The 25,732-nt window shown below is 58.6% G+C and carries 28 protein-coding genes; 12 read left to right on the top strand and 16 right to left on the bottom strand.

The features are described from left to right. The first annotated feature begins 111 nt into the window (after window positions 1-111). From ACA075_RS24870 to cyoE, 7 genes are all read left to right on the top strand, one after another. Window positions 112-654, top strand: coding sequence for an ester cyclase (locus ACA075_RS24870; RefSeq protein WP_497295973.1), 543 nt, complete (start codon window positions 112-114; stop codon window positions 652-654). A 25-nt stretch (window positions 655-679) separates the two neighbouring features. Then, the gene (locus tag ACA075_RS24865) at window positions 680-1,189 is read left to right on the top strand and encodes a disulfide bond formation protein B (protein ID WP_219094452.1); all 510 of its coding nucleotides are present in this window, start codon (window positions 680-682) and stop codon (window positions 1,187-1,189) included. A gap of 827 nt (window positions 1,190-2,016) precedes the next feature. After that, on the top strand, window positions 2,017-2,961 hold the full coding sequence (gene cyoA / locus ACA075_RS24860; protein WP_497295971.1) for a ubiquinol oxidase subunit II: 945 nt from the start codon (window positions 2,017-2,019) through the stop codon (window positions 2,959-2,961). Window positions 2,962-2,964: 3 nt separating this feature from the next. Further along, window positions 2,965-4,995 carry a cytochrome o ubiquinol oxidase subunit I gene (gene cyoB, locus ACA075_RS24855; RefSeq protein ID WP_497295969.1) on the top strand — a complete coding sequence of 677 codons (2,031 nt, stop codon included), beginning with the start codon at window positions 2,965-2,967 and terminating at the stop codon, window positions 4,993-4,995. Window positions 4,996-4,998: 3 nt separating this feature from the next. Beyond that, a complete protein-coding gene (locus ACA075_RS24850) occupies window positions 4,999-5,625 on the top strand; it encodes a cytochrome o ubiquinol oxidase subunit III (RefSeq protein WP_219094456.1) in 627 nt (208 codons plus the stop codon). Further along, a complete protein-coding gene (gene cyoD, locus ACA075_RS24845) occupies window positions 5,626-5,961 on the top strand; it encodes a cytochrome o ubiquinol oxidase subunit IV (protein ID WP_010458054.1) in 336 nt (111 codons plus the stop codon). It abuts the gene before it with no gap. Between the two features lie 11 nt (window positions 5,962-5,972). Further along, complete coding sequence (gene cyoE / locus ACA075_RS24840) at window positions 5,973-6,860, top strand: heme o synthase (protein ID WP_038979059.1); 888 nt, start codon at window positions 5,973-5,975, stop codon at window positions 6,858-6,860. A 208-nt stretch (window positions 6,861-7,068) separates the two neighbouring features. On the opposite strand, the gene ACA075_RS24835 is transcribed toward cyoE, so the two are convergent. Next, entirely contained in the window at window positions 7,069-8,472 is a 1,404-nt protein-coding gene (locus ACA075_RS24835) for an aminotransferase-like domain-containing protein (RefSeq protein WP_497295966.1), read from the bottom strand. A gap of 133 nt (window positions 8,473-8,605) precedes the next feature. Between ACA075_RS24835 and ACA075_RS24830 the strand changes: the two genes are divergently transcribed. After that, the gene (locus tag ACA075_RS24830; RefSeq protein ID WP_374039707.1) at window positions 8,606-9,088 is read left to right on the top strand and encodes a RidA family protein; all 483 of its coding nucleotides are present in this window, start codon (window positions 8,606-8,608) and stop codon (window positions 9,086-9,088) included. Between the two features lie 224 nt (window positions 9,089-9,312). Here ACA075_RS24830 and ACA075_RS24825 read toward each other — a convergent pair whose 3' ends face one another. From ACA075_RS24825 to ACA075_RS24805, 5 genes are all read right to left on the bottom strand, one after another. Next, on the bottom strand, window positions 9,313-10,017 hold the full coding sequence (locus ACA075_RS24825) for a hypothetical protein (protein WP_497295965.1): 705 nt from the start codon (window positions 10,015-10,017) through the stop codon (window positions 9,313-9,315). Window positions 10,018-10,153: 136 nt separating this feature from the next. Beyond that, on the bottom strand, window positions 10,154-10,669 hold the full coding sequence (locus ACA075_RS24820) for a DUF6622 family protein (protein WP_497295963.1): 516 nt from the start codon (window positions 10,667-10,669) through the stop codon (window positions 10,154-10,156). A gap of 70 nt (window positions 10,670-10,739) precedes the next feature. After that, the gene (locus ACA075_RS24815) at window positions 10,740-11,486 is read right to left on the bottom strand and encodes a DUF72 domain-containing protein (protein WP_497295961.1); all 747 of its coding nucleotides are present in this window, start codon (window positions 11,484-11,486) and stop codon (window positions 10,740-10,742) included. Between the two features lie 53 nt (window positions 11,487-11,539). Next, window positions 11,540-13,057, bottom strand: coding sequence for a sensor histidine kinase (locus ACA075_RS24810; RefSeq protein WP_497295960.1), 1,518 nt, complete (start codon window positions 13,055-13,057; stop codon window positions 11,540-11,542). Further along, a complete protein-coding gene (locus ACA075_RS24805; RefSeq protein WP_497295958.1) occupies window positions 13,054-13,770 on the bottom strand; it encodes a response regulator transcription factor in 717 nt (238 codons plus the stop codon). Before ACA075_RS24805 ends, ACA075_RS24810 begins: the two co-directional genes overlap by 4 nt. Window positions 13,771-13,921: 151 nt before the next feature. Between ACA075_RS24805 and msrB the strand changes: the two genes are divergently transcribed. From msrB to msrA, 3 genes are read left to right on the top strand one after another with little or no spacing between them, the layout of a single operon-like run. Next, entirely contained in the window at window positions 13,922-14,440 is a 519-nt protein-coding gene (msrB, locus tag ACA075_RS24800; protein ID WP_497295956.1) for a peptide-methionine (R)-S-oxide reductase MsrB, read from the top strand. 43 nt (window positions 14,441-14,483) lie between these two features. Then, window positions 14,484-16,247: a cytochrome c biogenesis protein DipZ gene (locus tag ACA075_RS24795; protein ID WP_497295954.1), complete on the top strand. Its 1,764-nt coding sequence runs from the start codon at window positions 14,484-14,486 to the stop codon at window positions 16,245-16,247. Between the two features lie 31 nt (window positions 16,248-16,278). Beyond that, entirely contained in the window at window positions 16,279-16,986 is a 708-nt protein-coding gene (gene msrA, locus ACA075_RS24790) for a peptide-methionine (S)-S-oxide reductase MsrA (RefSeq protein ID WP_497295953.1), read from the top strand. A gap of 12 nt (window positions 16,987-16,998) precedes the next feature. Here the strand turns inward: msrA and ACA075_RS24785 are convergent, their stop codons facing one another. The 3 genes from ACA075_RS24785 to ACA075_RS24775 all read right to left on the bottom strand — a co-directional run bounded on the left by ACA075_RS24785 (window position 16,999) and on the right by ACA075_RS24775 (window position 19,394). Continuing rightward, window positions 16,999-17,403, bottom strand: coding sequence for a GNAT family N-acetyltransferase (locus tag ACA075_RS24785; protein ID WP_497295952.1), 405 nt, complete (start codon window positions 17,401-17,403; stop codon window positions 16,999-17,001). Further along, complete coding sequence (locus ACA075_RS24780) at window positions 17,400-18,413, bottom strand: sensor domain-containing diguanylate cyclase (RefSeq protein WP_497295950.1); 1,014 nt, start codon at window positions 18,411-18,413, stop codon at window positions 17,400-17,402. The genes ACA075_RS24785 and ACA075_RS24780 overlap by 4 nt, the downstream gene beginning before the upstream one ends. A 75-nt stretch (window positions 18,414-18,488) precedes the next feature. After that, window positions 18,489-19,394: a LysR family transcriptional regulator gene (locus ACA075_RS24775; RefSeq protein WP_497295948.1), complete on the bottom strand. Its 906-nt coding sequence runs from the start codon at window positions 19,392-19,394 to the stop codon at window positions 18,489-18,491. Between the two features lie 102 nt (window positions 19,395-19,496). Between ACA075_RS24775 and ACA075_RS24770 the strand changes: the two genes are divergently transcribed. Then, window positions 19,497-20,672 (top strand): aspartate aminotransferase family protein, encoded by a 1,176-nt coding sequence (locus ACA075_RS24770; protein WP_497295947.1) that lies wholly within the window; start codon window positions 19,497-19,499, stop codon window positions 20,670-20,672. A gap of 51 nt (window positions 20,673-20,723) precedes the next feature. Here ACA075_RS24770 and ACA075_RS24765 read toward each other — a convergent pair whose 3' ends face one another. From ACA075_RS24765 to ACA075_RS24735, 7 genes are all read right to left on the bottom strand, one after another. Continuing rightward, a complete protein-coding gene (locus ACA075_RS24765) occupies window positions 20,724-20,924 on the bottom strand; it encodes a type II toxin-antitoxin system Phd/YefM family antitoxin (protein ID WP_497295946.1) in 201 nt (66 codons plus the stop codon). 130 nt (window positions 20,925-21,054) lie between these two features. Beyond that, the gene (locus ACA075_RS24760) at window positions 21,055-21,483 is read right to left on the bottom strand and encodes a bleomycin resistance protein (protein ID WP_497295944.1); all 429 of its coding nucleotides are present in this window, start codon (window positions 21,481-21,483) and stop codon (window positions 21,055-21,057) included. A 12-nt stretch (window positions 21,484-21,495) separates the two neighbouring features. Next, the gene (locus tag ACA075_RS24755; protein ID WP_497295943.1) at window positions 21,496-22,005 is read right to left on the bottom strand and encodes a P-loop NTPase family protein; all 510 of its coding nucleotides are present in this window, start codon (window positions 22,003-22,005) and stop codon (window positions 21,496-21,498) included. Window positions 22,006-22,019: 14 nt separating this feature from the next. Then, complete coding sequence (locus ACA075_RS24750; RefSeq protein ID WP_497295942.1) at window positions 22,020-23,942, bottom strand: alkaline phosphatase D family protein; 1,923 nt, start codon at window positions 23,940-23,942, stop codon at window positions 22,020-22,022. A gap of 114 nt (window positions 23,943-24,056) precedes the next feature. Continuing rightward, entirely contained in the window at window positions 24,057-24,422 is a 366-nt protein-coding gene (locus ACA075_RS24745) for a hypothetical protein (RefSeq protein ID WP_497295940.1), read from the bottom strand. Window positions 24,423-24,526: 104 nt separating this feature from the next. After that, window positions 24,527-24,790, bottom strand: coding sequence for a hypothetical protein (locus ACA075_RS24740; RefSeq protein WP_497295938.1), 264 nt, complete (start codon window positions 24,788-24,790; stop codon window positions 24,527-24,529). Continuing rightward, window positions 24,780-25,571 (bottom strand): MlaA family lipoprotein, encoded by a 792-nt coding sequence (locus tag ACA075_RS24735; RefSeq protein ID WP_497295936.1) that lies wholly within the window; start codon window positions 25,569-25,571, stop codon window positions 24,780-24,782. The genes ACA075_RS24740 and ACA075_RS24735 overlap by 11 nt, the downstream gene beginning before the upstream one ends. Window positions 25,572-25,732 lie beyond the last annotated feature (161 nt).

Here is a 25,732-nt window from a genome sequence, read left to right as displayed (position 1 = left end):
GTCCCGATTCGTAAAAATCCCTTAAAAGTTAATCCGTTCTTAACCGGTTTATCGTTTATTCCCCGATGCTGATGATAGGCGCTCGTTCGTTTACATGATCAGGATCGCCCCATGACCCACTTCACTTTCTCCCGTCTCGTTCTATCGGCTGCGTTACTGGCCAGCCCTTTCGCGTTCGCCGAATCCGCCTTGCTCCAGCCGCAGACCCTGATCGTCGATCAGAGCTTGCCCAAGGCGCAGCGCGATGCGATGGAATTGGCAGCCCGGCGTTACGGCAGTTTCTGGAACAGCGGGGAAGAGGCGTTGGCCAAGGCGGCCTTGTCGGAGCAGTTCATCGACATGACCCCGCCCGAAGGCCGGGTCCAGGGGCCGGACGGGCCGCTGCTGGCGTCGAAGTTCTTTCGCACCGCGGTGCCGGACCTGAGTTGCGAGATCGAGCAGATGATCATTGCTGGCGATCGGGTGGTGGTGCATTTGCACTTTCGCGGTCACTTCACTGGCCCGTTCAAGGCTCTCAAAGGTCAGGGCCAGCGTGTAGACTTCCGGGCAACCGATATCTATCAGATCAACAACGGTCGCATCGCGGCCAATTGGCATATCGAAGACAACATCAGCCTGATGCAGCAGCTGCAAGCGCAGCCGCCGGCGAGCTGATCCACGAGCACAAAAGGGAAACGCGATGAGCGAGGAAACAATGCGGTTGGGACGTGAACGGCGCTATCTGGTGTTGCTGGGCATCATCTGCCTGGCGCTGATCGGTGGCGCGCTGTACATGCAAATTGTGCTGGGCGAGGCGCCGTGCCCGCTGTGCATCCTGCAACGTTACGCGCTGTTGCTGATTGCGCTGTTTGCCTTCATTGGCGCGGCGATGCGCACCCGCCGCAGCATCACGGTGTTTGAAACCCTGGTGGTGATTTGCGCACTGGCCGGCGTCGCCGTGGCCGGGCATCACGTCTACACCCAGTTTTACCCGGCGGTCAGCTGTGGCATCGATGTGCTGCAACCGATTGTCGATGGCCTGCCGCTGGCGAAGATCTTCCCGCTGGGGTTCCAGGTCGACGGTTTCTGCTCCACGCCGTACCCGCCGATCCTCGGTTTGTCGCTGGCGCAGTGGGCGCTGGTGGCGTTCGTGCTGATTGTGGTGCTGGTGCCGCTGCTCACTTCGCGTAACCGCAAAGCACTGCGCTGAGGTCATCCGCCACTCGCGCGGCCGACCCCGTCGCTGAAACGAAAAACACCCCGGTTCTCATCAAGAGGACCGGGGCGTTTTGCATTTCAGGGCCAGCGTAAAAAGTTCGTGATGTGTGGCAGCGAAGGGTGCGACACGTGTGCGACATGTTGTCACAGCGGGGCTGTCGCAAGGCATTTCACTGGGCTGGATCGGTGTATAGCCAGGCAACGAAATTGGTCTGTTCAGGCGTCTGCCGATTTATAGGCTATCGCGCGCAAGCAGGCAGTTTTAACAGGGGCTGGCGAATCGCCAGAGCCCTTATCTCATACGGGCTAGGGCATCGTCGAAGTGTCTGCGTCAGCCCCGATAGCTGTCTGAACTGCGCCCTGTAGACCTACAAATTTTGGTGTTTTTGTTGAGAATTAATTTCGATAAGATGCCGCACTTTTGCAAAATCCGTTAATGATTGTTGCTGGAATGGATAAAAATTATTTCGGGATGAGACATGGTTTATGAGTCGTTACGTATCTACAATCGCCCGCACTGAATTCCGGCACTGCTCACCTTGAGCAGGAAGACAGGGCGTCGAGGGGCTTGAACGCTTCGTGCGACTCCCAGGTGTCGGAGCCTTCCAACTATCCGCACCAAATGGAATTGGTCTGTAACAAGGCCTTTGACCACGAATTCGAATAAGAACTTACCGCTAGCCCAGGATTTGTCGAACAGCGTCTGACGCGCGACGGGCAGCCCTTATTCAATCCAAGAAAAATGCCAACCCTTGGCAGGGTGAAGTGTTGGCGATCAAAACCCAACTGCATTGCGCAAGCTGCTTTAGAGGTCGTGAGATGAGTAAAAACAGGTACCCCAGACTACTAGGCTTATTGCCGCTGCTCGGCACGTTGTTGCTGTCAGGCTGCAACATGACCTTGCTCAATCCCACGGGCCAGGTCGGCCTGGAACAGCGAAACCTGATCATCACCGCCACGCTGCTGATGCTGTTGGTCGTGGTGCCGGTTATCGTCATGACCTTCCTGTTCGCCTGGAAGTACCGTGCCTCTAACAAGGACGCCATTTACACCCCGAAATGGTCTCACTCGACCAAAATCGAAGTGGCCGTCTGGACCATCCCGGTCCTGATCATCATTGCCCTGGGTTACATCACCTACATTTCGACCCACGAATTGGACCCTTACCGTCCGATTCAATCCGACGTCAAGCCTGTGACCATCGAAGTGGTCGCGCTGGACTGGAAGTGGCTGTTTATCTACCCGGAACAAGGCATTGCCACGGTCAACAAGATCGTGTTCCCGGCGCACACGCCAATCAACTTCAAGATCACCTCCGACGCCGTGATGAACTCGTTCTTCATCCCGGGCCTGGGCGGCCAGATCTACGCGATGGCGGGCATGCAGACCAAGCTGCACTTGATCGCCGACCGTAACGCTGAAATGGACGGTATCTCCGCCAACTACAGCGGCGCAGGTTTCACCGGTATGAAATTCAAAGCGATCGCAACTTCCCAAGAAGATTTCGACGCCTGGGTAAGTGAAGTCAAGAAGGCACCTAAGCAGCTTGAACAAGCTGAGTACGCAGCCCTTGCCAAGCAGAGCCAGAACAACCCAGTCGAGCTCTACTCCTCGGTGACGCCGAACCTGTTCCAGACCATCGTCGACAAGTACGAAGGCATGAAACCGGGTCCTAAGGTGAAGCACGAGAAGAAAGAGAAAGAAGTGGCCGCTACGCAAGGAATGGACATGAACTCGCATTCAGCTGCCGGGGCAGAGGAGTAAACGATGTTTGGTAAATTAAGTTGGGAAGCGGTCCCGTTCCACGAACCGATCGTGATGATAACCATCGCCATGATCGCGCTCGGCGGTCTGGCGCTGTTCGCTGCAATCACCTACTTCAAGAAGTGGACCTACCTGTGGACCGAGTGGCTGACGTCGGTCGACCACAAGAAAATCGGCGTGATGTACATCATCGTCGCCATGGTCATGCTGCTGCGCGGTTTTGCCGACGCCATCATGATGCGTACCCAGTTGGCCATGGCCACCGAGGGTTCGCCTGGCTACCTGCCGCCTGAACACTATGACCAGATCTTCACCGCCCACGGTGTGATCATGATCATCTTCATGGCGATGCCATTCTTCACCGGCCTGATGAACCTTGCAGTGCCGCTGCAGATCGGCGCGCGTGACGTTGCCTTCCCGTTCCTGAACTCCCTGAGCTTCTGGCTGCTGGTGTCCGGCGTGGTGCTGATCAACCTGTCCCTTGGCGTCGGCGAATTCGCCAAGACCGGTTGGGTTGCCTATCCGCCGCTGTCAGGCCTGCAATACAGCCCGGGCGTGGGGATGGATTACTACATCTGGGCGCTACAGCTATCGGGTCTGGGGACAACGCTGACGGGGGTCAACTTCCTGGCCACCGTGCTGAAAATGCGTACCCCTGGCATGAAACTGATGGACATGCCGATCTTCACCTGGACCTGCACCTGGGCCAACGTTCTGATCGTGGCTTCCTTCCCGATCCTGACCGCTACCCTGGCACTGCTGACGCTTGACCGTTACATGGATTTCCACATTTTCACCAATGAACTTGGTGGCAATCCAATGATGTACGTCAACCTGTTCTGGGCGTGGGGTCACCCTGAGGTGTACATCCTGATCCTGCCGGCATTCGGCATTTTCTCGGAAGTCATCTCGGCCTTCACCGGCAAGAAACTGTTTGGCCACCACTCGATGATTTACGCTTCCGGCGCGATCTCGGTACTGGGCTTCATGGTTTGGCTGCACCACTTCTTCACCATGGGTTCGGGTGCCAACGTCAACGCCTTCTTCGGCCTGGCGACGATGCTGATTTCGATCCCGACGGGGGTGAAGCTATTCAACTGGCTGTTCACCATTTACCAGGGGCGTCTGCGTTTCACCAGCCAGGTTCTGTGGACCCTGGGCTTCATGGTGACCTTCGCCATCGGCGGCATGACCGGCGTATTGCTGGCCATCCCGGGTGCTGACTTCGTTCTGCACAACAGCCTGTTTGTAATCGCGCACTTCCATAACGTGATCATCGGCGGCGCCGTGTTCGGCTACATCGCCGGTTTCGCCTTCTACTTCCCGAAAGCGTTCGGCTTCAAGCTTCACGAAGGTTGGGGCAAGGCAGCGTTCTGGTTCTGGATCAGCGGCTTCTTCGTCGCGTTCATGCCGCTCTATGCACTGGGCTTCATGGGCATGACCCGTCGTCTGAACGCCACCACCAACCCTGAGTGGGTGCCGTACCTGTACGTCGCCATGTTCGGTGCGGTGATGATCGCTGTCGGCATCGCCTGCCAACTGATCCAGCTGTACGTCAGTGTGCGAGACCGCAACAAGCCAGAGAACATGTGCGATCACGGTGATCCGTGGAATGCCCACACTCTGGAATGGTCGACCTCGTCGCCACCACCGTTCTACAACTTTGCCGTACTGCCGAAAGCCGACTGCATCGACCCGTTCACCGAAGCCAAGGAAAACGGTACTGCGTACCGGGCTCCGGCCAAGTACGAGCCGATCCACATGCCGAACAACACCGCCACTGGCGTAGTGATGGGCGCGCTGTTGACCGTGTTCGGTTTCGCGATGATCTGGCACATCTGGTGGCTGGCAATCGCGAGCCTGGCCGGCACTGTCATCTACTTCGTGATCCACGCTGCACGTGACGACCAAGGCTACATGGTGCCGGTCGATGTGATCGAACGCATCGAAGCCGAGCAGCACAAGCGTCTGGTCGCGGCAGGGAAAATCCCGGCCACCGCCACCCGTGTTGAAACCTCGTTGGAACAGGCTTAAACCATGTCGAACTTAGTGACCAATGCTGGACACACCCATGTCGATGGACATGGGCACGATGACCATCACCACGACTCGGGCGAGATGACCGTATACGGTTTCTGGCTCTACCTGATGACCGACTGCATTCTGTTTGCGTCGATCTTCGCGGTGTACGCGGTACTGGTTAACAACGTTGCCGGTGGCCCGTCGGGCCACGACATCTTCGAACTGCCCTACGTGCTGGGCGAAACCGCTCTGCTGTTGTTCAGTTCGATCACCTACGGTTTCGCCATGCTGGCGTTCTACCGGGGCAACAAGAAGCAGGTCCTGGGCTGGTTGGCCATGACCTTCCTGTTCGGTGCCGGCTTCATCGGCATGGAGATCAACGAGTTCCACATGTTGATCTCCGAAGGCTACGGCCCTAGCCGCAGCGGCTTCCTGTCCGGGTTCTTCACCCTGGTCGGTACCCACGGTCTGCACGTCACCAGCGGTCTGATCTGGATGGCGATCATGATGTATCAGGTCAACAAGCATGGCCTGACGTCGACCAACAAGACCCGCCTGAGCTGCCTGAGCCTGTTCTGGCACTTCCTGGACGTCGTGTGGATCTGCGTATTCACCGTTGTTTACCTGATGGGGACTATGTAAATGGCTAACACACACTCCCATGACAGCCACGACGCCGGCCACGGCAGCGTCAAGTCCTACGCGATCGGCTTCATCCTGTCGGTGATCCTGACCGTCATCCCGTTTGCGCTGGTGATGTACCCGACGCTGCCGAAGTCGATCACCCTGATGATCGTCCTGGCATTCGCCGTGATCCAGGTGCTGGTGCACCTGGTGTACTTCCTGCACCTGGACCGTTCGGCCGCGCAGCGTAACAACGTGATTGCGTTTGTTTTCGCCGCGATCGTGATTGTCCTGCTGGTGGGCCTGTCGCTGTGGATCATGTTCAGCATCCACACGTTCATGATGGCGAAGTGAGGTAAATCCGGATGTCCTTGAAGCACTTTATCCAAATCACCAAACCGGGGATCATTTTCGGTAACGTGCTTTCAGTGGCAGGCGGATTTTTCCTGGCCTCGAAAGGGCATGTCGATCTGGCCATTTTCCTGGCTGCAATGATCGGCACGTCCCTGGTGGTGGCTTCCGGTTGCGTGTTCAACAACTGCATCGACCGCGACATCGACCTGAAGATGGAACGCACCAAGAATCGGGTGCTGGTCCAGGGCTTGATCTCCCTGAAACTGGCCCTGATTTACGCGACCGTCCTCGGTGTGGCCGGCGTTGCGTTGTTGTACAAGGTGGCGAACCCGTTGGCCGCGCTGTTCGCGGTGATCGGTTTCGTCATCTACGTCGGCTTCTACAGCTTGTACCTCAAGCGCAAGTCGGTTCACGGCACGCTGGTGGGCAGTCTGTCGGGTGCGATGCCGCCGGTGATTGGCTACGTGGCCGTGACCAACAGCTTCGACATGGCCGCACTGACGTTGCTGGTGATGTTCAGCCTTTGGCAGATGCCGCATTCCTACGCCATCGCGATCTTCCGCTTCAACGATTACCTGGCCGCATCGATTCCGGTGTTGCCTGTGAAGCGCGGGATTCAAGTGGCCAAGAAGCACATCCTGCTCTACATCCTGGCGTTCCTCGTGGCGACCTTGATGCTGACCTTCAGCGGCTACGCCGGCATGAGCTACCTCGCCGTCGCCGCCGCGATGGGCATGTACTGGCTGTACATGGCCTGGACCGGCTACAAGGCAGTGGATGACACGGTCTGGGCACGCAAGCTGTTCGTGTTCTCGATCTTCACCATTACCGCGTTAAGCGTGATGATGTCGCTGGACTTCAAAGTGCCAAGTGAGTTGTTGCTGACGTATGCGCCTTAGGCGTTGGATGCTGTAAAGAAAAGCCCCGCCCTTCGAGAGAAGAGGCGGGGCTTTTTGTTGGGTAGCTTTCTGTTGGACCGTGTTGCCCCAATCGCGAGCAGGCTCGCTCCTACATTGGATTGTGACTGCCGCCATTTTCGAGTACGACGCTGGACCGTGTGGGAGTGAGCCTGCTCGCGATGGCCGCGCCACGGTGTATCAGAAAAACTCAGCGATCGAGCAGCCGGAGAAACCGTTCGCGCACCTGCAGGCTATCGCTATGCGCAACATTGAAACGCAGGAAGCTACTGGCATCGGCAGCTTTGCTCAGCAAGGTGCCGGGCGCCAGGACGAGGTCATTTTCAAGGCCTTTGCTGGCCAGGGTTTCGGCGTGCAGTCCTTCGGGCAAGCGAGTCCAGATGAACAGCCCTTCGCCCGGTATCGATGACACCGAACATCCAGCCTCTATCAGCCATCTCGTCACGCGACTGCTCGATTCATACAGGCGATCAACCGTGCGCCGGGTGTGTTTGGCGTAGCTGCCGTTACTGAGCATGGTGCAGGTGATCTGCTCCGCCAGTTCCGAGGTCACGCCGCCGCAGGCTAACTTCAAGGTGATCATTCGTGCGGCCAGTTGCGGCGATAGCGCGGTATAGCTGACCCGGCTGTTGGCGGTCAGGGTCTTGGAGAAACCGGAAACGTAACTGACATTGTCCAGACCGCTCGCGGCCAGGCGCGGGGTACGTCTTTGCTGGATGTCGCCATACAAGTCATCTTCGAGGATGTGGACGCCGTAACGGTGACTCAGCTCCAGCAAGCGATAAACCTGGGCTGCGGAGAACGAGTGCCCGGTCGGGTTGTGCAGCGTGCTGTTGGTCATGTACAGCACGGGGCGATGGGCAATCAGCAATTGCTCGAACGCTTCCAGGTCCAGCCCGTTGCAATCGCGGGCGATGGTGATGACCTTGGCGCCGTGCAGTGCCAGATTGGTGTGCATGTTGAAGTAGCATGGATCGTCGAGCAGTACGGTGTCGCCGGGTTTTATCAACAGGCGCATCAGCAGGTCGATGGCCTGCACGGTGTTGGCGGTGGTGATGATCTGCTCTACCGGCACCTCGATGCCGACGGTCGACAGCTTCACGCGCAACGCCTCACGCAACGGGAGGTAACCGCCGACCTCACCGTATTCGCCCATGCGTAGCGCGGTCGCACGAAGGGTGCTGCGCACGGCTTTGAGCAATTCGTCGGCGGGCAGCCACGAGGCGGGCAGAAATCCGCAGCCGGGGCGCAGCGCGCCGTTGTTCAGCAGCAAGGCGCGGCGAACCCGGCTGAGCGTGTCTTGGGGTTGCAGGTCCGGGCCGGTTGCATGCTGGGATTGATTGCTTGGGCGGTGAATGTAATGCCCCGAGCCTTGGCGAGAGACCACCAGTCCCTTGGCCCGCAATCGGTCCAGGGCGTCGACCACCGTGGATTTGCCCACGTTCATCAACTCGGAGAGTTCGCGAATCGGCGGCAATTTGGCCCCGTTAGGCAGGCCACCCTGATTGATGGCGACAGTCAGCTGATCGACGATCTGCTGCACCAGCGGCACTCCGGGCTGGAACTCGATGGCGGCGATGACGGCGCGCTGCATTTTACTGGTCTCCCTGGCAGTAAAGTTTGTTGGATCTTATACGAAGTTGCCCTGATCAAGACACGCATCTCTCTCTACCATCGTTTGCGCGTATGCATGATTGATTAAGAGGGTTCGGTTAATGAGTAATCAAATGAGTCGCGACGAACGCTTCCTCGCGATGGCGAAAGAACTCGGCTTTGATATCTACGACGAGAACTCTGCCGGCGGGCATTACGCGCCGCTGATCCGGCACGATGACGAACTGTATGTCAGCGGGCTGGTGCCGCGCATGAACGGCAAAATCCAATACCCCGGCCGAGTGGGGCTGGAACTCAACCTGGCCGATGCCCAAGAGGCTGCCGGTATCAGCGCAATACGCGGACTTGCCCTGATCCGTGAGGCCATCGGCTCACTGGATAACGTCAAGGCACTGCTGCGCATCACGGTCTATGTGAAATCCACGTTCGATTTTGTGGACCTCAGTGAAGTTGCCAATGGCGCGTCTGACGTCTTCACGCATGTATTGGGTGAGGCCGGTAAACACACCCGAACGACCGTCGGTGTTTACCAGTTGCCGAAAAACGCGCCGATAGAAGTGGACATGATCGCGGCCTTGTATCCGTCAGCGCGGTAAGTCTTTCGGGCAAAAAAAAGCCCCGCTTCCGGGGCTCGATGCTGTTCACTCAAACGCAACACCCTATCTGTGGCGAGGGAGCTTGCTCCCGCTGGGTCGCGAAGCGACCCCAAAAAGGGACTGCTGCGCAGCCCAGCGGGAGCAAGCTCCCTCGCCACAAATGCAGGCTCGCGCTCAAGTAAACGGCATTACGCCCCGGAAGCGGGGCTTTCTGGAGAATCGAGTTACTGCGCAGCGATGCTGTAACCGTCGAACGCGGTTTGCTGTTGAAGAGCAGTGATGATGTTCTTGCGGTTGATCGCTTGTTCGGCCCCGGTATTGTCCAGGAACGTTTCGTTTTCAATCGCCGCGTCATCACCTTCGCCGACGAAAGTGAAACCGAGGAACTCCAGCGCTTTGCGATCAACGTTCAGGCTCGCACGTGGAGTGCGCAGTGGCAGCGTAACGCTCACGCCATCCTTGCTGATGGTGAACACTTCGAGGTCTTTCTTGGCGCGAGCCACTTTGCTCTTGCCGGTGCTTGGGTTGCTGATGGCCTGGTGAGTCTGGTTCAGCACCTTCAATGCCAGGCCATAGACGATTTCCTGAAAAGCCGGGTCTTCCTTGAAACTGGAAAGAATACGGCTGATCGGGAACTTGCTGCTCAGGTCTTCCAGCGCAGCAATGTCGGACGCTTCGGCGTCTTTCAGTTGTTTGAGTTCGCCCATCAGTTCATAGGCTTTATCGTCGTCGAAGCTGTCATGCGCGTGGCGAATCGCGGCGCGCAGCTCGCGGATCTGGTCGCTTTCCCGGGTGGATTGAAAAGCGTCCAGGACCATTTCGCTGATGGTCTTGGCCTGTGGCACATGCTGTGAAAGATTGATGGAGTTTTCGTATTCCGCTTTGGACGACAAGGTGACTACGGATTCAGCGGTATTGGAATCGGACATTGAAATTTCACTACTTCTTTTAACTTGGGTTTAGGCGAGAAAGCACAGGGCCTTTTCAGGCCGCCTAATCTATTGGACCTGACCCGAGTTGTCACGGATGAACAGGCGGTTGGTCATCATTTTTGGCGCGGGGGCTTTAGCCCGTGGCCAATTGCGGACGTTGTGCCTGGAGCATTCGTAGTAACCGATAGAATTTGATCGCTCGACCGCTGATCAATCCGCAGACAACGCCGGACGCCGAGGCCTTGAGCAACAACATTTCAAGCATCGCGGCCTGTTCCGGGTGAACGTCATTCTGATAACCGAAGTAATAGTTCACGGCAAAAAACATCAGGTAAAGCACCAGGGTTTTCGCTGTGCCCGGCACGATCAGGCCGGTTTTCGACTCATCCAGTGCGACGCCTTTGCGTGGGAAAATCGCAAGTGCTATCAATCCGCCCACAATGACTGCTGCCAACCAGCAACTGACTGATAGCGCAGGGTTGAGCGCAAAGTTCTGCGAATACACCGACCAACTGAGCAAAATCGATGGCGTGACCAGCAACGACGTCTTGCTTTCGCCGGTAGGGGAAAGCGCTTTTATGCCGTAGTAACAGAGCAGTAGAAGAATTGCGTAAACCCAGAGCGGGGTGTTTTGCAGAGTATTGAGCATCGCGCAGCGTCCGTGCCGAAATGAAGAGCGAGGATCATAGCTGCTGTTATGGGAAGTGTCGTGAGCCAGGTTAATGGCTGCGCGAGTCGTCCATGATTCGCTGCAACTGCAATACATTCGCCATCGCTGCCCCACTGGCGGTGTTGTCGAAAATGCACCAGGTCTGGGTGCCATCAGAGTTTTCCAGTAGTTGTCTGGCCAACTGCTTCAGCCATGGCGTCTCGTAATTCGAGTAGTAGATTCGCGGCGACCCGTGCAATCGGTAGTAGCGGATGCCCGGCCAGGCACCGGGTACGTCGCCATCGGGTAGCGGTGCAGGATCGGCCGCCACTTGGCCTATTCGGTGCTCGATCAGTAGCGCTTGCGCTTCGGGTGTTTGCCAGCTGACGTGCCTGGGTTCAAACACCGCAAAGCCTTGGTAGCGCGAACGAAATGTGGCGAAGAAGGTTTCAGCAGTTTTGACGTCGAAGGACAAGGAGGGCGGGATCTGGATCAGCAGGCAGCCAAGCTTCTGACCCAGATGGGAGCATTGCTCGATAAAGTCATCGATCAACTTCGCGCAATCCTGCAAGCGGGCTTCGTGGGTGATTTGCTTAGGGACTTTGACTGAAAACCGAAAACCCTCCGGCACACTCTCGGTCCATCGTGCATACGTCGCCGGGCGGTGAGGCCGATAAAACGAGCTGTTGATTTCCACGCACCTCAACTGTGCCGCGTACCGTTGCAAGTGTGTGCCTGCGACGGGAAATGCCTCCCACTGTTCGCGGGGCAGGCTCCATCCGGCGCAGCCGATATACAGGGGAGTCGTGGCAATCATCAGCGTTTTCTCGCCTCGGCATCAGGTCCAAAGCTGTGACCGCTGAAACCGGGCTATTTCCCCATCGAATTCAGATTCATGGATCGAACGGCCCATTTTTCTGCCGTTTGTTCATCCACTGGCAAGGAGAAACGGAAAGTCGCCCCCCGTCCCGGAACGTCGATCAACTGAATCTCGCGACCGTGCAATTGCAGGATCCGATGCACGATGCGCAATCCCAGTCCGCCATCGCGTCGGGCGCCGCCAATGTTGAACGGACGCAGAAACAAACCTTCGCGCAATTCGGGAGCGATGCCGGGGCCGGTGTCGCTGACGGTGACTTCGATAAACGGCCCTTGAGGGCGCAGGCTCAGTTCGATTTCTCCACCCTGCGAGGTATCGCGCAGGGCATTGTCGAACAGGTTGGTCAGCACACGCTCGATCAGCCCCAGGTCGGCGCAGGCGGCCGAGACGTTGGGCGCGAAGGTGGCCTTGAGTTCGATCTGGCGCGCTTCGGCGGTGAGTTCGAATTTCTGGAAGATGTCCTGCACCAGATCGGTCAGGGAAAAACGCTCCAGCACCGGTTGCACAAAACCGTGTTCCAGCCGCACCAATTCGAGGAGCGATTGGGCCAGGCCGCCAACCTTGCGGCTTTGATCCAGGGCGATGCCCAGATAGCGACGGCGGTCTGCGGGGGACAGCGTGGCGTCTTTGAGCGACAGGGTTTCCAGATAACCGTGCAGCGAGGCCAGCGGTGTGCGCAGGTCGTGGGAGATGTTCGCCACCAATTCGCGGCGTTCCTGATCCTGGCGAGTCAGCGAACGCCATTGTTCGCCGAGGCGGGTTTGCATCTGGCGGAAAGCGGCGTCGAGTACGGCTATCTCATCCGGACTGGACGCTTTTTCTACCGGGTCCGATGCGGGCGGGGGGGAGGGGACGCCGTCGATGTCGAACTGGCTGACTCGATCGGTCAATTGACGTAACGGTCGGGTGATCAAGGCAAATGCCGCGAGGCCGGCGATCAGGCACAGCAACGCCACCAGGCCGATGGACAGCAGCGCGGTGTTGAGCGCGGCGCTGGTGGCACCGCGTGCAGCGAAGCGGTCGTGTTCTTCACTGAGCAACACCACATAGAGATAACCTTCCGGCTTGCCTTTGACCTGTAACGGCGCGGCGCTGAACACCTTGCGTCCGTCGATGCTGCGCGGGTCGTCGCCGAGAATCGGCAGCGCATCGCCCTTGAGCAAACGCTGGATTGGTGCCAGATCGACCCGCTCCCGGTGCATTCGGCCTTCGGGGGCGGCGCTGCCGACAATTACCCCCTCGGTATTGAGCAGATAGACCTCGACACTCGGATTGACCAGCATGAGTTTGCTGAACAATTCGCGCACGGCATTGGGCATCAGGCCATTGGTGTCCATCAGCACGGTGTCGCGGGCAATGTGTTGGGCAAGATCGCGGGACAGCCCTTGAACCACCTCCAGTTCGTGCATTTTGTTGGAGCGCACTTGCATCCAGGCCGAGGTGCCACAGCACACCAGCAACAGGACGGCGAACACCAGGGACAGGCGTTGTGTCAGGGTCAGCCTCATGGCTGCTCCTCCTTGGCCGCGAATTTATAGCCACGGCCCCACACCGTCAGGATGCGAGCGGGTTGTGCCGGATCGGCTTCGATCTTGGCCCGCAGACGATTGATATGGGTGTTGACCGTGTGTTCGTAGCCTTCGTGGCTGTAGCCCCAGACCGCGTTGAGCAGGTCCATCCGCGAGAACACCTTGCCAGGCTGGCGGACGAAGAAATACAGCAGGTCGAACTCCCGAGGTGTCAGGTCCAGGCGACGACCATCGAGAGACACGTCGCGGGTGATCGGGTCGATGGACAGGCCGTTCGTGATAAGGCTGCCGGCGTCCATTTTCAGGTTGCGGGCCATGGCGTCGACGCGTCGCAGCAGGGCTTTGACCCGTGCGACCAGCTCAAGCATTGAAAAGGGTTTGGCCAGGTAATCGTCGGCACCGAGTTCCAGCCCCAGGATCCGGTGCATTTCACTGGAGCGGGCGCTGGTGATGATGATCGGTGTGTAGCGGGCCATGGCCCGCGCCCGACGGCAGATTTCCAGGCCGTCGACGCCGGGCAACATCAGGTCGAGGATCAGTGCGTCCCAGCTTCCCTGCTGCAGCAGTCGCATGCCTTCATCACCGTTGGCGCAGTGCACCACCTCGAACTGCTCATCGCGCAGATGCAGGCAGATAAGGTCGGCGATGTGCAGATCGTCCTCGACCACCAGGACACGTTTGGTCTGTTCCATAAAGCCAATCCTTTGTAGCGCAATGGGCACATTGTGCGGGTTTTCCCCGGGGCGAGTTATCACGAATTGTTTAACTGTCCGTGAGGATTTGGCGATCAACCCAAGCCTAGGCTGTGTTCCTTATCAGGCACCTGGAATTTTGGAGATGGCCATGTTTTCACGGCGACAGTTTCTTGTAGCGAGCGGCGGGCTGGGCGCTGCAGCCCTGGTGATCGGTGTGTTGCCAAAATTTGCCACCCGTACTGCGCTGGTCAGCGACGCCAATGCGTCGGAAGTGTTCGAGGTGACGCACAGCGACAGCGAATGGCGCGCCATGCTCAGCGCCGAGCAGTATGAAATCCTTCGGGAAGAGGGCACCGAGCGGGCCTACAGCAGCCCGTTGAACAACGAGCATCGCGAGGGGATCTTCGCCTGTGCCGGTTGTAATTTGCCGCTGTTCTCATCCGACACGAAGTTTGATAGCCGCACCGGTTGGCCCAGTTTCTGGGCGCCGCTGGACAAGGCGGTGGCGACTCGTCAGGACCGTTCCTTCGGCGTGCTGCGCGAAGCAGTCCACTGCCGACGTTGCGGTGGTCATCTGGGCCATGTCTTCGATGATGGGCCCAAGCCCACCGGCTTGCGTTACTGCATGAACGGTCTGGCGATGACCTTCGAGCCCCAGGCGGCGTGACCCATGGGCACTTCCTTTCACTCATTTAATGCAGGTCGATGCTATGTGGCTTCTGGTTCTCGCTTATCTCGGTGGTGTGCTGACGATTGTCAGCCCGTGCATTCTGCCGGTATTGCCCTTTGTCTTCGCTCGCACCGGGCAGCCGTTTATGAAAAGTGGCTTGCCACTGCTGGCGGGGATGGCACTGACCTTCGCGCTCGTCGCCTCGTTGGCGGCGGTGGGCGGCGGTTGGGTGGTGCAAGTCAATCAGTACGGTCGCTGGCTCGCGTTGCTGTTCGTGGCACTGTTCGGGCTGACGCTGCTGCTGCCTCGGTTGGCCGAGCGCCTGACACGTCCACTGGTGGCGGCCGGCAGTCGACTGTCGGAAGCCGCGGGCGCCGATGCTCGTCCGCGTCCCGGTGCTTCGTTCCTGATCGGCGTCGCTACGGGCCTGCTCTGGGCACCGTGTGCCGGGCCGATTCTCGGCCTGTTGCTGACCGGGGCGGCGTTGCAAGGGGCAAGCATCGCCACCACGTTGCTGTTGCTGGCTTACGCCGCGGGTGCCGCCACTTCCCTCGCCGTGGCGTTGTTGCTGGGCGGTAAAGTCTTCGCGGCGATGAAGCGCTCAATCGGCGCGGGTGAATGGGTTCGTCGAGGTTTGGGTGCGGCGATGTTGGCCGGCGTGGCGGCGATTGCCCTCGGGCTGGACACCGGCATCCTGGCGCGGGTTTCGACGGCTTCCACCGGCGGCCTCGAGCAGGCGTTGGTGGGGCGATTGGCCGGGAAGTCACCCAACAACAGCGGGGCGATGATGGCCGCTGGCGGGGCGATGAAAATGTCGGCGAAAGCGCCGGGCGCATTGCCGATTGAAGGCAACCTGCCGCCGCTGGATGGCGCCGTGCAATGGCTCAATTCACCTCCACTGACCGCACAGGCATTGAAGGGCAAGGTCGTGCTGGTGGATTTCTGGACTTACTCCTGCATCAACTGCCTGCGCACGTTGCCGTATGTCAAAGCCTGGGCCGAGAAGTATCGCGATCAGGGGCTGGTGGTGATCGGTGTTCATGCGCCCGAATTCGCGTTCGAGCGGGATGTGGGCAATGTCACCAAAGCCATGAAAGACCTGGGCATCAACTATCCGGTGGCGATCGACAACGACTACAAGATCTGGCGTGCCTTCAACAACGAATACTGGCCGGCTCACTATTTTGCTGACGCACAGGGGCGCATTCGTTATCACCACTTCGGTGAAGGCGAGTACGCCGAATCGGAGCGCGTCATCCAGCAGCTGCTGCGTGAAGCAGGCGCCACAAAGGTCGCCGACGGGTTGATCAATGCCGACGCCACCGGGGTTCAACTGGCCCCGGACATGAATGAAGTCCAGTCCCCGGAAACCTATGTCGGCTACCAGCGTGCAGAGCACTTCGTGCCGGAAACAGGCCTGGTGCCGGACAAGGTATCGGCGTACAGCACGCCGGTGCAATTGGCACTCAACGATTGGGGCCTGGACGGTCAATGGAGCGTCGGTTCGGAACGTGCGACCTCAAGCGCGCCAGCCAGCCGCATCGTCTACCGCTTCCACGCTCGCGATTTGCATCTGGTACTGGGCCCCGGCGCAGACGGTAAACCGGTGCGCTTCAAAGTGCTGATTGACGGAAAAGCCCCGGGCGATGCCCACGGTACCGACGTCGCCCCCGATGGCAGCGGCAGCGTTACCGAGCAACGGTTGTATCAATTGGTGCGCCAGAACGGCGGCGTGACGGACCGCACCTTCAGCATCGAGTTTCTAGATCAGGGTGTGTCGGCGTATGCCTTTACGTTCGGTTGATCGCCCTATCATTTGTTCAGGAGTCAGACTCATGAAAATCCCGGTTACCTGGCGCCGCACCTTGTTGGGTTTGGCGGCTGCAGGCGTCATAGGCCAATGCTCGGCGTTTTCTTTCGGCGCTGCTGAAGAGGCGGTCATCATCCCGCCGCCTGCCCTGGATGAAACCACCCAGGCCCACAGCGAAACCGCGGTCTTCGCCGGCGGTTGTTTCTGGGGCGTCCAAGGGGTGTTCCAGCACGTCAAAGGCGTGAAAAAAGCCGTCTCCGGTTACGCTGGCGGTGAAGCCAACACGGCTCGGTATGAGCGGGTCAGTGATGGCGATACCGGGCATGCTGAATCGGTCGAGGTCACTTTCGATCCGTCGCAGGTCAGCTACGGCACCCTGCTGCAGATCTATTTCTCAGTGGCGCACAACCCCACCGAGCTGAACCGCCAAGGCCCCGACAGCGGCACGCAATATCGCTCGGCGATTTTCCCTGAGAACACCGAACAGCAGCGCGTCGCCCAGGCCTACATTGCCCAGCTCGACGCCGCCCATTCATTCACCAAACCCATTGTGACCAAGCTGGAAACCTACAACGGTTTCTACCCGGCGGAAGAGGAACATCAGGACTTTCTGACCGAGCACCCGACGTATCCATACATCGTGATCAACGACCTGCCGAAAGTCGCGCAGCTGAAGCAGCTGTACCCGGATCGGTATCAGGAAAAGCCGGTGCTGGTGAAGGCGGGGATGTGAAGGGCGATCAGGCTATCGACTGCGCGTGCGCTCCATCGCGATGCTCGACGGTTCAAAGCCCAGGCGCGAAAAGAATGCCGAAGCACCTTCGCGGCCTGCGCGCAGAACCCAGGTGATGTCGGTGTTCTCGCCCATGACATGCTCGACCAGCGCCCGACCAACGCCTTCACGTCGATGCTGCCCGGACACGACAACCATCGACAGATAACCGTTGGACAGGCCGTCGGTGATGCCACGGGCAAACCCGACAATGTGCGCATCTTTCACGGCAAGCGCAGTACGTTGGGAGTTGGCGATCAACTGCGCAAAATGTTCAGTTGATCTTAAACGGTGAGCCCATCCGTTCTGCTCAAGAAACAGCCGCACGGACTCCACCTCCGAGGGCAGCACATCGCGGACATGCAGGAGGGCGCTCACCCGGAAATCACATTCTTGCCCGCAACTTTCGACCGATACAGCGCCTGATCGGCCCTGGCCAGAAGACCGGTCTGCTGCTCTTCTTCAAAGCGCTGGACCACGCCAAAACTCATGGTCACCTGAAACTCGCCCACAGGGGGCAGGCTCGACAGACCATGGCGGATTTTTTCGGCGAAGGATCGGGCGTCGGCCAGCGAGGTATTGGGCAGGATGAGGATGAACTCGTCGCCACCCCAGCGCGCCAGTAGATCGCCTTCGCGCACGTAGCGTTTCACGCTCTTGACGACCTGCACCAACGCCGCATCTCCCAGGGCATGGCCGTAGTGGTCGTTGATGTTCTTGAAGTCATCGATGTCCATGGCGATCAATGACAGCGGCTGCCGAAAGCGCTGGGCACGCTCGCATTCCTGAGGCAGGTTTTTTTCCAGGCGATAGCGATTGGCGATCGATGTCAGCGCATCGGTTTCCGCCAGTTTGCGATTTTCTTCCAGTTGAATTTGCAGCTGCTGATTGACCCGCGACAACTCCCGGGTGCGTTCTTCGACGATGACTTCAAGGGATTGATTACGCCGTTCCATCTCCTCGAAGAGGCGTTTCTTGTCTTCGATGCTGCGGTGCGCGCCGACCATTCGTGCCACCGATCCGTCGGCATTGCGTGCCAGTACGTAGCCGCGATCTTCGATCCAGGTGTAACTGCCATCCTGCTTGCGGCAGCGGTACTCGGCTTGATAGCCCGCCGCGTGTTGATTCAGGTACGCATCAAACAACCCCATCACCCGCGGGTAATCATCGGGGTGCATCACGTTTTCCCAGGTAAACACAGTGTTGTCCAGGGAGTGAGGAGCGTAGCCGAGCATTTCGTACCATCCGGGATTGCGGTAGACGAACCCGGTGTTGGCGTTCCAGTCCCATATGCCATCACTGACCAGTTCCAGAATGGCGTGCAACATGTCTTCGTTCAAATCCGACACATTGAATTTCAACGGCTCAATATTTGATGCCTCACCCATCACCGCTCTCCCTGCCGCACTGATATCAAAGTGACCCGTCAGTTGGGGAGATTAGTGCATGGTGTATTGCCCCGGCTAGTGCTTGGCCCACATCTGCATGGCGAAGTCGACGAAGCGACGCAATTTCGGCAAGCGGTAGCGATCCTGGGCGTACACCAAGTGCATCGGCCGACTCGGCAATTGATAGTTCTGCATCAGCGCCACCAGATTTCCGTCCAGCAAATCCTGCTCGACCAGCGCATCGGGCAACATCACGATGCCCATCCCGGTTCGAGCGGCCTGATGCAGCCCGGCCGAACTGTTGATCAGCATCGGGCCTTTGACGGCCACCATAACTTCGCCTTCCGGCCCGCTCAGCCGCCACTGTTTTTCCACGGATTGCCAGTCATCGCCGACCGGATAGGCAAAGGACAAGCAGTCGTGGTGTAGCAGGTCGTCGGGTTTTTCCGGTGTGCCCCGGCGTGCCAGATAGGCCTTCGAAGCGCACATGGTCAGCGTGTAGTCGATGAGCGGGCGGGCGATCAGGTTGGACGGTTCAATAGCGCCCAGGCGAAAAGCCACATCGAGGCCGTTTTCGAGAAGGTCGGGCCGCCCGTTGGTGAGCACCACGTCCAGTTTGACTTGCGGATAACGCAGGGTGAACTCGCTGAGCGCCGGCGCAAGTTTTTCAGTGCCGAAGGTCAGCGGGGCGGTGATGCGCAAGGTCCCACTCGGGGTGTCCTGACTTTGTTCAGCCAGCCGCTCGGAATCCTCCACCAACCCCAACACCTCCAAGCAGCGCTGGTAATAAGCGGAGCCGAATTCCGTCAATCGCTGACGCCGTGTCGTCCGGTTCAACAACCGCACACCCAGACGTTGCTCCAGCGCACGAAGGTGATTGCCGACCATGGTGGTGGACATTTCGCACTGCTGGGCGGCGGCGGTCATGCTGCCGGCTTCTACCACTCGGACGTAAACCGTCATTGCCTGGAATAGATCCATTATCAAGCTCAGCTTTAAGATGATTGAAGTGTTGCAGCGTTTATCCAGCTCAGGTGGCTAACCATACTGCAAAAACACCGACAATTGATGGAGCTTGATGTCATGACCGCCGCTTGCCTGATGACCACTTACCAACCCCTGGCCCTGAGTTTCAGCAAAGGTCTGGGCACCCGACTTTGGGATCAGGCGGGACGTGAGTATCTGGATGCGGTGGCGGGTGTGGCGGTGACCAATGTCGGCCACTCTCATCCCAAAATCGTGTCGGCGATCAGCGAGCAGGCCGGGCTGCTGTTGCACACCTCCAACCTCTACAGCATCGACTGGCAGCAGCGGTTGGCGCAGAAGCTGACGCGTCTTTCGGGCATGCAGCGGGCGTTCTTCAACAATTCTGGTGCCGAAGCCAATGAAACCGCGCTGAAACTCGCACGGCTTTACGGCTGGCACAAAGGTGTCGAGCAACCGCTGGTGGTGGTGATGGAAAACGCCTTCCATGGCCGGACGCTGGGCACGTTATCCGCCAGCGACGGCCCGGCCGTGCGCCTGGGGTTCAATGAGTTGCCCGGCGACTTCGTCAAAGTGCCCTTCGGCGACCTCAACGCGCTGGAAAAAGTGCGGAAAACCCATGGCCCGCGCATCGTGGCAGTTTTGATGGAACCGATTCAGGGCGAAAGCGGCGTGCAGTTGGCGCCTGCCGGTTACCTGAAAGCCGTGCGCGAACGGTGCAACCGGCGCGGCTGGCTGATGATGCTCGACGAAATCCAGACCGGCATCGGCCGTACCGGCCAGTGGTTCGCCTGCCAGCACGAAGGCATCGTCCCGGACGTCATGACCCTGGCCAAGGGCCTCGGCAACGGCATCCCCATTGGCGCCTGCCTGGCCCGGGGCAAAGCCGCCGACCTGTTCACCCCCGGCAGCCATGGCAGCACCTTCGGCGGCAATCCGCTGGCGTGCCGGGTCGGCTGTACGGTGCTGGACATCATCGAAGAACAAGGCCTGCTGGAAAACGCGAGACTACAGGGCGAACGCCTGCTGGCCAGACTGCGCGCCGAACTGGCAGACGACCCGAACGTACTGGCAATCCGTGGCCAGGGTTTGATGATCGGCATCGAACTCAAGCAACCGATCCGCGACCTGACCCTGATCGCCGCACGCGACCACGGCTTGCTGATCAACGTGACACGGGGCAAGACCATCCGCCTGCTGCCACCGCTGACGATTGATGAGCGGGAAGTGGAGATGATTGTCAGAGGGGTTTGTCGGGCGCTAACCACCGCCTGAGATATTTTCCCTTTGGGAACTGCCGGACGTGCTACTAACCTTCGACAGTTCCTACAGGGGCGGAGTCTTCGCCAGCGTAACCAATTTTCTTGCAAAAATTTGTCCTGCACGAAGATTATCAATCGACTTGAGTAAACGCTCCGCGTTGGTTTTGGAACTTAGAAGATAAGTTGTTTCATCGGCTGCTTCGGAGTCGGCCAGCGCGATCTTTCCACCTTTTTTGCGACTTGCTGCGTGCTTGACGGTTTGCATTGGTTTCTCCCCATTTGATAGCCTGAATGCTGAGTATCCACCGACTAGCCAAGGGACGTTTCCGAGACCTGTGTAATCCCGATCCGATTTACCCGCCATCCATCTGCACTGTCGCAACAGATCTTGTACATCATGACAAACACACCCGCTCCCCCAGACTCTCCACCAACCGAACCAAATACCCATCCGGGTCCTGCACCAGAAATTCCCGTTGCCCGACCTCAACCGTATGAGCGCGATACCAGACATCGGCACAGGGGCGAAACAACGGCCATTCAACTTCGGCCAATCGCTTGAGTATCGGCTCGACGAAATCAACAGTGATCTGAAAGTTGATGCCCCGGCCAAACGGCGCTTCCAATGCCCCGGTCATCCACTGGCCTTCGTCCGGAGCGTATTGTTCCAGCATGATCTGCACGCTGTTTTTATCCAGGTAGGCGAAACCTACTTCCGGACGCTCGTAGGCAATCTCGAAACCGATTAACGAGGTCCAGAAATGCAGGCTTTTCTTGATGTCAGTGACCATCAGTTCGGGCACCAACTTGCTCCGTGCAAACATACCTATCCTTTTTCAAACGCTGTGAGATGAGTCGCGAAAGGTGTTCGCGAAAGCCGCGATTTCACTTTGATGAGTGAGTTTGAGTTTTGAACCGCTGAACCCTTCGAACAGCTGCCGGTGTGCGGAAAACCCACTGGAGTCTTCGCGAACACGATAACTGCCGGCCCATTCCAGCAACGCGATCAGCAACTCGTCATCGTCCTGCCTGTTTTCTCGCTGACGAATATTGGCGACGCAGTGTTCGTCTTCAACACACAGCCAGACCAGTGCTGTCGCACGGTGGATCAGTTCACTGAGGATCCAGCCGTAAACACCCTCAATCACCCAGCGTTCTTCATCGGCCAGCACGCGCGCCATGCCCAATGCTTCGGAGCGAGGTCGGACAATACTGCATTCATCCGACACCCAGTGAAGCCGATCAAGATCGGTCCACGGCGCATGAAGTTGCTTGGCCAGTCGTTTAGCCAGCCAACTTTTGCCAGCGCCAGAGTTGCCGATGATCAGGGTTCGGGTGAGGTTCATGGTGGCTCACACGTTCAGTCGTCATTGTCAGGTGCAATCATCCGCGTCTTCGGCGCACCGTTTGAGTTGTGCTGAAAGATTTCCTGCGGCTGTCCTTTCTCATTGAAGAACACTTGGCCGATCCCCGCCGAATTCCACAACCGCTCACCCGCTTCAGCATGTTCAGGGGTGTGCGGGATGATGCGCATGCGGCGGCGTTTGGTCAGCCAGTTGAGCGGCGAGCGCGGCGAGTAGAGCCAGCGGTTGAGGCGGTCGAACCACTCGAGCAGCGCGGGCGGGAATTCGTTTTTGATGCCGCTGCTGGTGATCTGCCAGATCCTCGGGCCCGCCTTGCGGTGTCGGATCAGCACTTCGTAGACGAAGGAATAATGCACATCACCCGACAGCACCACGTAGTTACCCGGTGTGCGCGAGTGTCGGAAAATGTTCAGGATCACCTGGGCAGCACCGCGATGGGCCATCCAGTTTTCCGCGTCGACCAGCAGGGGGTAACCGCACCAGCTGAACACTTTTTGTACGGTTTCGATCAGTTTGACGCCGAAGATCGGTGCAGGGGAAACGATGATCGCCGACGGGTGATCAAGCAGTTCCTGTTGCAGTTCGCTGAGGGCTTCCCAGTCCAGCAGACCGGAGGGTTGCTTGAGATTCATCTCGCTGCGCCAGCGTCGCGTGCGGGTGTCGATGACGACCAGCGCCGGAGTGGTCGGCAGCACGTAATGCCAGTGTTGAAAGCCGAGCAGCTCATCGATCAGAGCGTCCTGGACGTCGCTGTCGAGATAATCGTCTTGCCCTGTGGCACTCAACAATCGGGCTTTTTCCAGCACGTCGCCGAACACGTCCGGGTTGTTGCCCCAGCCTTGGCACAGCATGTAGGCGAGCAATGCGTTGCCGATGATGCGCTTGGAGAACGGATGGCCGTAGGCCGTTTCCTCCCATTGCGCGGACAGATTCCAGTCATCGGTAATGTCATGGTCGTCGAAAATCATCAGGCACGGCAGATGCGCCATCGCCCGCGCGACACCCCCCAGGCCCACCTTGAAGTCATCGATACGCGTCTGTTCAAGGGCATAACGCTTGCGTCTTTCTGGCGTCAGCGTCGGTGGTTGTGGCGCGATCAGCGTCCAGGGTGTCGGCGACCAGACCAGCAGGTACATGGCCATGACCTCAGCGAACGTCACCAGATGGTTGTCGGCACTGCTGCTGGTGAAAATCGGCTTACGGGCCCCGCCGAAAAATCGCTCGCGCAAGGTTTTGTTGCTCTCAAGCGCCGGCAACAAATCCGCACGATGGTAATAACTGGCAGGGTGTTCGTAGAGTTTGGCGCTGTCGCTGACCACCGCGCCTTCGAGGTGTTCTTCGAACAGCCCCAGTTGCTCGATCAAGGCATGGATTGCCCGCAACATCGGGCCGGCGACGTCGTCGGCGTACACCTGATCGCCGCTCATCATCAGCAGGGCGGGGCGCTCCGTCGCGGTATGCGCTGTCGCCAGAAACCGATCCACGCACAGTAAACCGTCAGCTGCCGGGTGATGAGGTTTGCGGCAGGAACCGTGCAGCAACTGATCGATGCGTGAACGCAAAACAAAATTCGGGCAACGCTCTTCGCCGTACAACAAATGAGGCGCCCAGTCGGCAATGCCTTCCAATGCGTCATCAATCAGCAGGTCATAGTCGATCAGGGTGTCGCAGGGCAGGGCGGTCGACAGCGGCACATCGATCAGGTGAACGAAGGCATGCTTGCCCACCGGGATGACCGTGCATTGGCCGGCGTCGAGGCGGATGTCGCCGACACCTTGCAGGCGCAAGGTCAGCGACAAGGCCCGGGTTCCCACCAGCCAGAGCACCAGGCGCGAGGGCTCCAGACGCCGCAACAGCGGGCCGGCGAGGACCGGTGGCAGAGAGCGATGGCTGTCGGGGAATGGCGAAGACATGGGCATGCAGGTTCAAGACTCTTGGTGCACAGAGCGCGCGATGATAGCGCAGCCAGCGCCCAGGGTTATCTGATGGCCACTGGCTTGCAGCTGAAGCTGTAAAGCCGAGCCGGGTGGTGGTCACTTGACCGGAAAGATCACTGCCCACAACACCAACGTGAGGAAGGCCGTCACCAGACTGCAGGTTCCGGCAATCAAATGACGCCCGACCGGATACTCATCCTGCTTGAACCTGGCGGCTACGAAGAGCCAGGTCCCGATGAAGACGCCGATGATTGTCATGAACGAATAAAGAAAGTAGGCCGGCGCTCGCGTTTCTGGATCATCGGGGCTGATGAAAATCAGCACGACAACCCCGATCATGAAACTGGCCAGAGCGCCTGCCAGGTTGGCGAACCACAGATTGAAACTGCCACGGTGCCTCACGATCCAGAACCAACTTCCCGCTGATGCAGCCAAGAACACCAATATTGCGACGAGAACCATTCATTCTTCCTTGTTAACAATGGCGTCCATTGTTCTTTGAGGTGAGGCGATGGCGTGCACGATAGCAAATCAGTGGCTTTGAGTTGAAGCAAGAGGCGCGACCCTCAAGGCCGCGAAAGGCTGTCCGCTCTCATGACACTGGTTTCCCCATTGGCCACCAGCCAGCGAAACAGCTCGCTCAGCGACACCGTATGATTGCGCTCGATCCAGCGCACCACCGCCGGGCCGTAGTGTTCGGTGTAGCGGCTGAGCACCAGTTGGCGGCAGTCCGGTGACAGGCGCAGGGTGATTTCCCGGCAGTGCACATTAACCGCGTCGTGCCGGGTTATCCGTTGTTGCAGCGTCAAATGATTGCTTTCAGAAACCATCGGCCGGTGCTCCTTCGCATTGAGGTTTGGTTGCTTGCGCTGAGCCTTGTTTGCCATCCGCCACGTAAGCGGCTCGATGCTCGGCAACCACGTTGCGCAAGGCGCTGTAGTAATCAGGCAGTTTTTGCAGGCTGTCGGTCAGCGGTAAAGCTTCTGCTCGACCATCGACGATTCCGCCGACCGTGTTGATCGTGGACAGCGTGTCCACGGTGTCGCTGTTGCTGCCGAACGGGTCGACCACAAAACCAAGCACTCGCCCGGCCGCATCGCGGCTGTTCGAGGTGCCGAACAAGGGCAGCTCGACGATCGGACCGTTGCCAATCCCCCACACCCCGAAGGTCTGGCCGAAATCTGCGTTGTGGCGCGGGATGCCGGCCATGCCGGACACATCGATCAAGCCCACCACACCCACCGTGGTATTGAGCGCGAAACGTCCAAAAGTGTTGACCGAGCGCATCGGGTTGCCTTGCAGCAGGTCATTTATAAAGACCTTGGGCTCGCCAAAGTTCGCGACAAAGTTATGCACACCCGTCTGGAAAAAGTCCGGCAAGTAACGATAGCCGCGAGCGACCGGCGCCAGGGCATAGTCATCGGCCACCCGATTGAAGGCGAAGACACCACGGTTGAACGGTTCAACCGGGTCGTACACCGAATAGCTGATTTCGGCGCAGGTCACGGTGGTGGACGCCGGCGGTTGGCTGCTGCAACCCGCCAGCCCTGCAGCGAACACGGCAATCGAAGTGTTGCGGGCCAGCCAGGGGGCACATTTGAAAGGCAACATGGACGCAAGTCTCGGGAGGAATTCGCCGAGATGCTGAGCCCCAGGCCTTGCACAAAGATGTCTGGTTTATTGCGGCGCTGATGTTTTATTGCAGGATTGAAATATATGACGCGCTGCCGTGAATGGTTTTAGATGGCGGTTCCATTCGGCCCCTTAAGTGA

This window comes from Pseudomonas sp. LBUM1663, from assembly GCF_059695905.1.
The sequence above is the reverse complement of the archived record's forward strand: the minus strand, read 5'-3'. Positions and strand labels throughout refer to the sequence as shown.

Coding starts and splice junctions, on each gene's coding strand:
- ACA075_RS24870 (WP_497295973.1), top strand. CDS start 112: ATGACCCACTTCACTTTCTCCCGTCTCGTTCTATCGGCTGCGTTACTG.
- ACA075_RS24865 (WP_219094452.1), top strand. CDS start 680: ATGAGCGAGGAAACAATGCGGTTGGGACGTGAACGGCGCTATCTGGTG.
- cyoA (WP_497295971.1), top strand. CDS start 2,017: ATGAGTAAAAACAGGTACCCCAGACTACTAGGCTTATTGCCGCTGCTC.
- cyoB (WP_497295969.1), top strand. CDS start 2,965: ATGTTTGGTAAATTAAGTTGGGAAGCGGTCCCGTTCCACGAACCGATC.
- ACA075_RS24850 (WP_219094456.1), top strand. CDS start 4,999: ATGTCGAACTTAGTGACCAATGCTGGACACACCCATGTCGATGGACAT.
- cyoD (WP_010458054.1), top strand. CDS start 5,626: ATGGCTAACACACACTCCCATGACAGCCACGACGCCGGCCACGGCAGC.
- cyoE (WP_038979059.1), top strand. CDS start 5,973: ATGTCCTTGAAGCACTTTATCCAAATCACCAAACCGGGGATCATTTTC.
- ACA075_RS24835 (WP_497295966.1), bottom strand. CDS start 8,472: ATGCAGCGCGCCGTCATCGCCGCCATCGAGTTCCAGCCCGGAGTGCCG.
- ACA075_RS24830 (WP_374039707.1), top strand. CDS start 8,606: ATGAGTCGCGACGAACGCTTCCTCGCGATGGCGAAAGAACTCGGCTTT.
- ACA075_RS24825 (WP_497295965.1), bottom strand. CDS start 10,017: ATGTCCGATTCCAATACCGCTGAATCCGTAGTCACCTTGTCGTCCAAA.
- ACA075_RS24820 (WP_497295963.1), bottom strand. CDS start 10,669: ATGCTCAATACTCTGCAAAACACCCCGCTCTGGGTTTACGCAATTCTT.
- ACA075_RS24815 (WP_497295961.1), bottom strand. CDS start 11,486: ATGATTGCCACGACTCCCCTGTATATCGGCTGCGCCGGATGGAGCCTG.
- ACA075_RS24810 (WP_497295960.1), bottom strand. CDS start 13,057: ATGAGGCTGACCCTGACACAACGCCTGTCCCTGGTGTTCGCCGTCCTG.
- ACA075_RS24805 (WP_497295958.1), bottom strand. CDS start 13,770: ATGGAACAGACCAAACGTGTCCTGGTGGTCGAGGACGATCTGCACATC.
- msrB (WP_497295956.1), top strand. CDS start 13,922: ATGTTTTCACGGCGACAGTTTCTTGTAGCGAGCGGCGGGCTGGGCGCT.
- ACA075_RS24795 (WP_497295954.1), top strand. CDS start 14,484: ATGTGGCTTCTGGTTCTCGCTTATCTCGGTGGTGTGCTGACGATTGTC.
- msrA (WP_497295953.1), top strand. CDS start 16,279: ATGAAAATCCCGGTTACCTGGCGCCGCACCTTGTTGGGTTTGGCGGCT.
- ACA075_RS24780 (WP_497295950.1), bottom strand. CDS start 18,413: ATGGGTGAGGCATCAAATATTGAGCCGTTGAAATTCAATGTGTCGGAT.
- ACA075_RS24775 (WP_497295948.1), bottom strand. CDS start 19,394: ATGGATCTATTCCAGGCAATGACGGTTTACGTCCGAGTGGTAGAAGCC.
- ACA075_RS24770 (WP_497295947.1), top strand. CDS start 19,497: ATGACCGCCGCTTGCCTGATGACCACTTACCAACCCCTGGCCCTGAGT.
- ACA075_RS24765 (WP_497295946.1), bottom strand. CDS start 20,924: ATGCAAACCGTCAAGCACGCAGCAAGTCGCAAAAAAGGTGGAAAGATC.
- ACA075_RS24760 (WP_497295944.1), bottom strand. CDS start 21,483: ATGTTTGCACGGAGCAAGTTGGTGCCCGAACTGATGGTCACTGACATC.
- ACA075_RS24755 (WP_497295943.1), bottom strand. CDS start 22,005: ATGAACCTCACCCGAACCCTGATCATCGGCAACTCTGGCGCTGGCAAA.
- ACA075_RS24750 (WP_497295942.1), bottom strand. CDS start 23,942: ATGCCCATGTCTTCGCCATTCCCCGACAGCCATCGCTCTCTGCCACCG.
- ACA075_RS24745 (WP_497295940.1), bottom strand. CDS start 24,422: ATGGTTCTCGTCGCAATATTGGTGTTCTTGGCTGCATCAGCGGGAAGT.
- ACA075_RS24740 (WP_497295938.1), bottom strand. CDS start 24,790: ATGGTTTCTGAAAGCAATCATTTGACGCTGCAACAACGGATAACCCGG.
- ACA075_RS24735 (WP_497295936.1), bottom strand. CDS start 25,571: ATGTTGCCTTTCAAATGTGCCCCCTGGCTGGCCCGCAACACTTCGATT.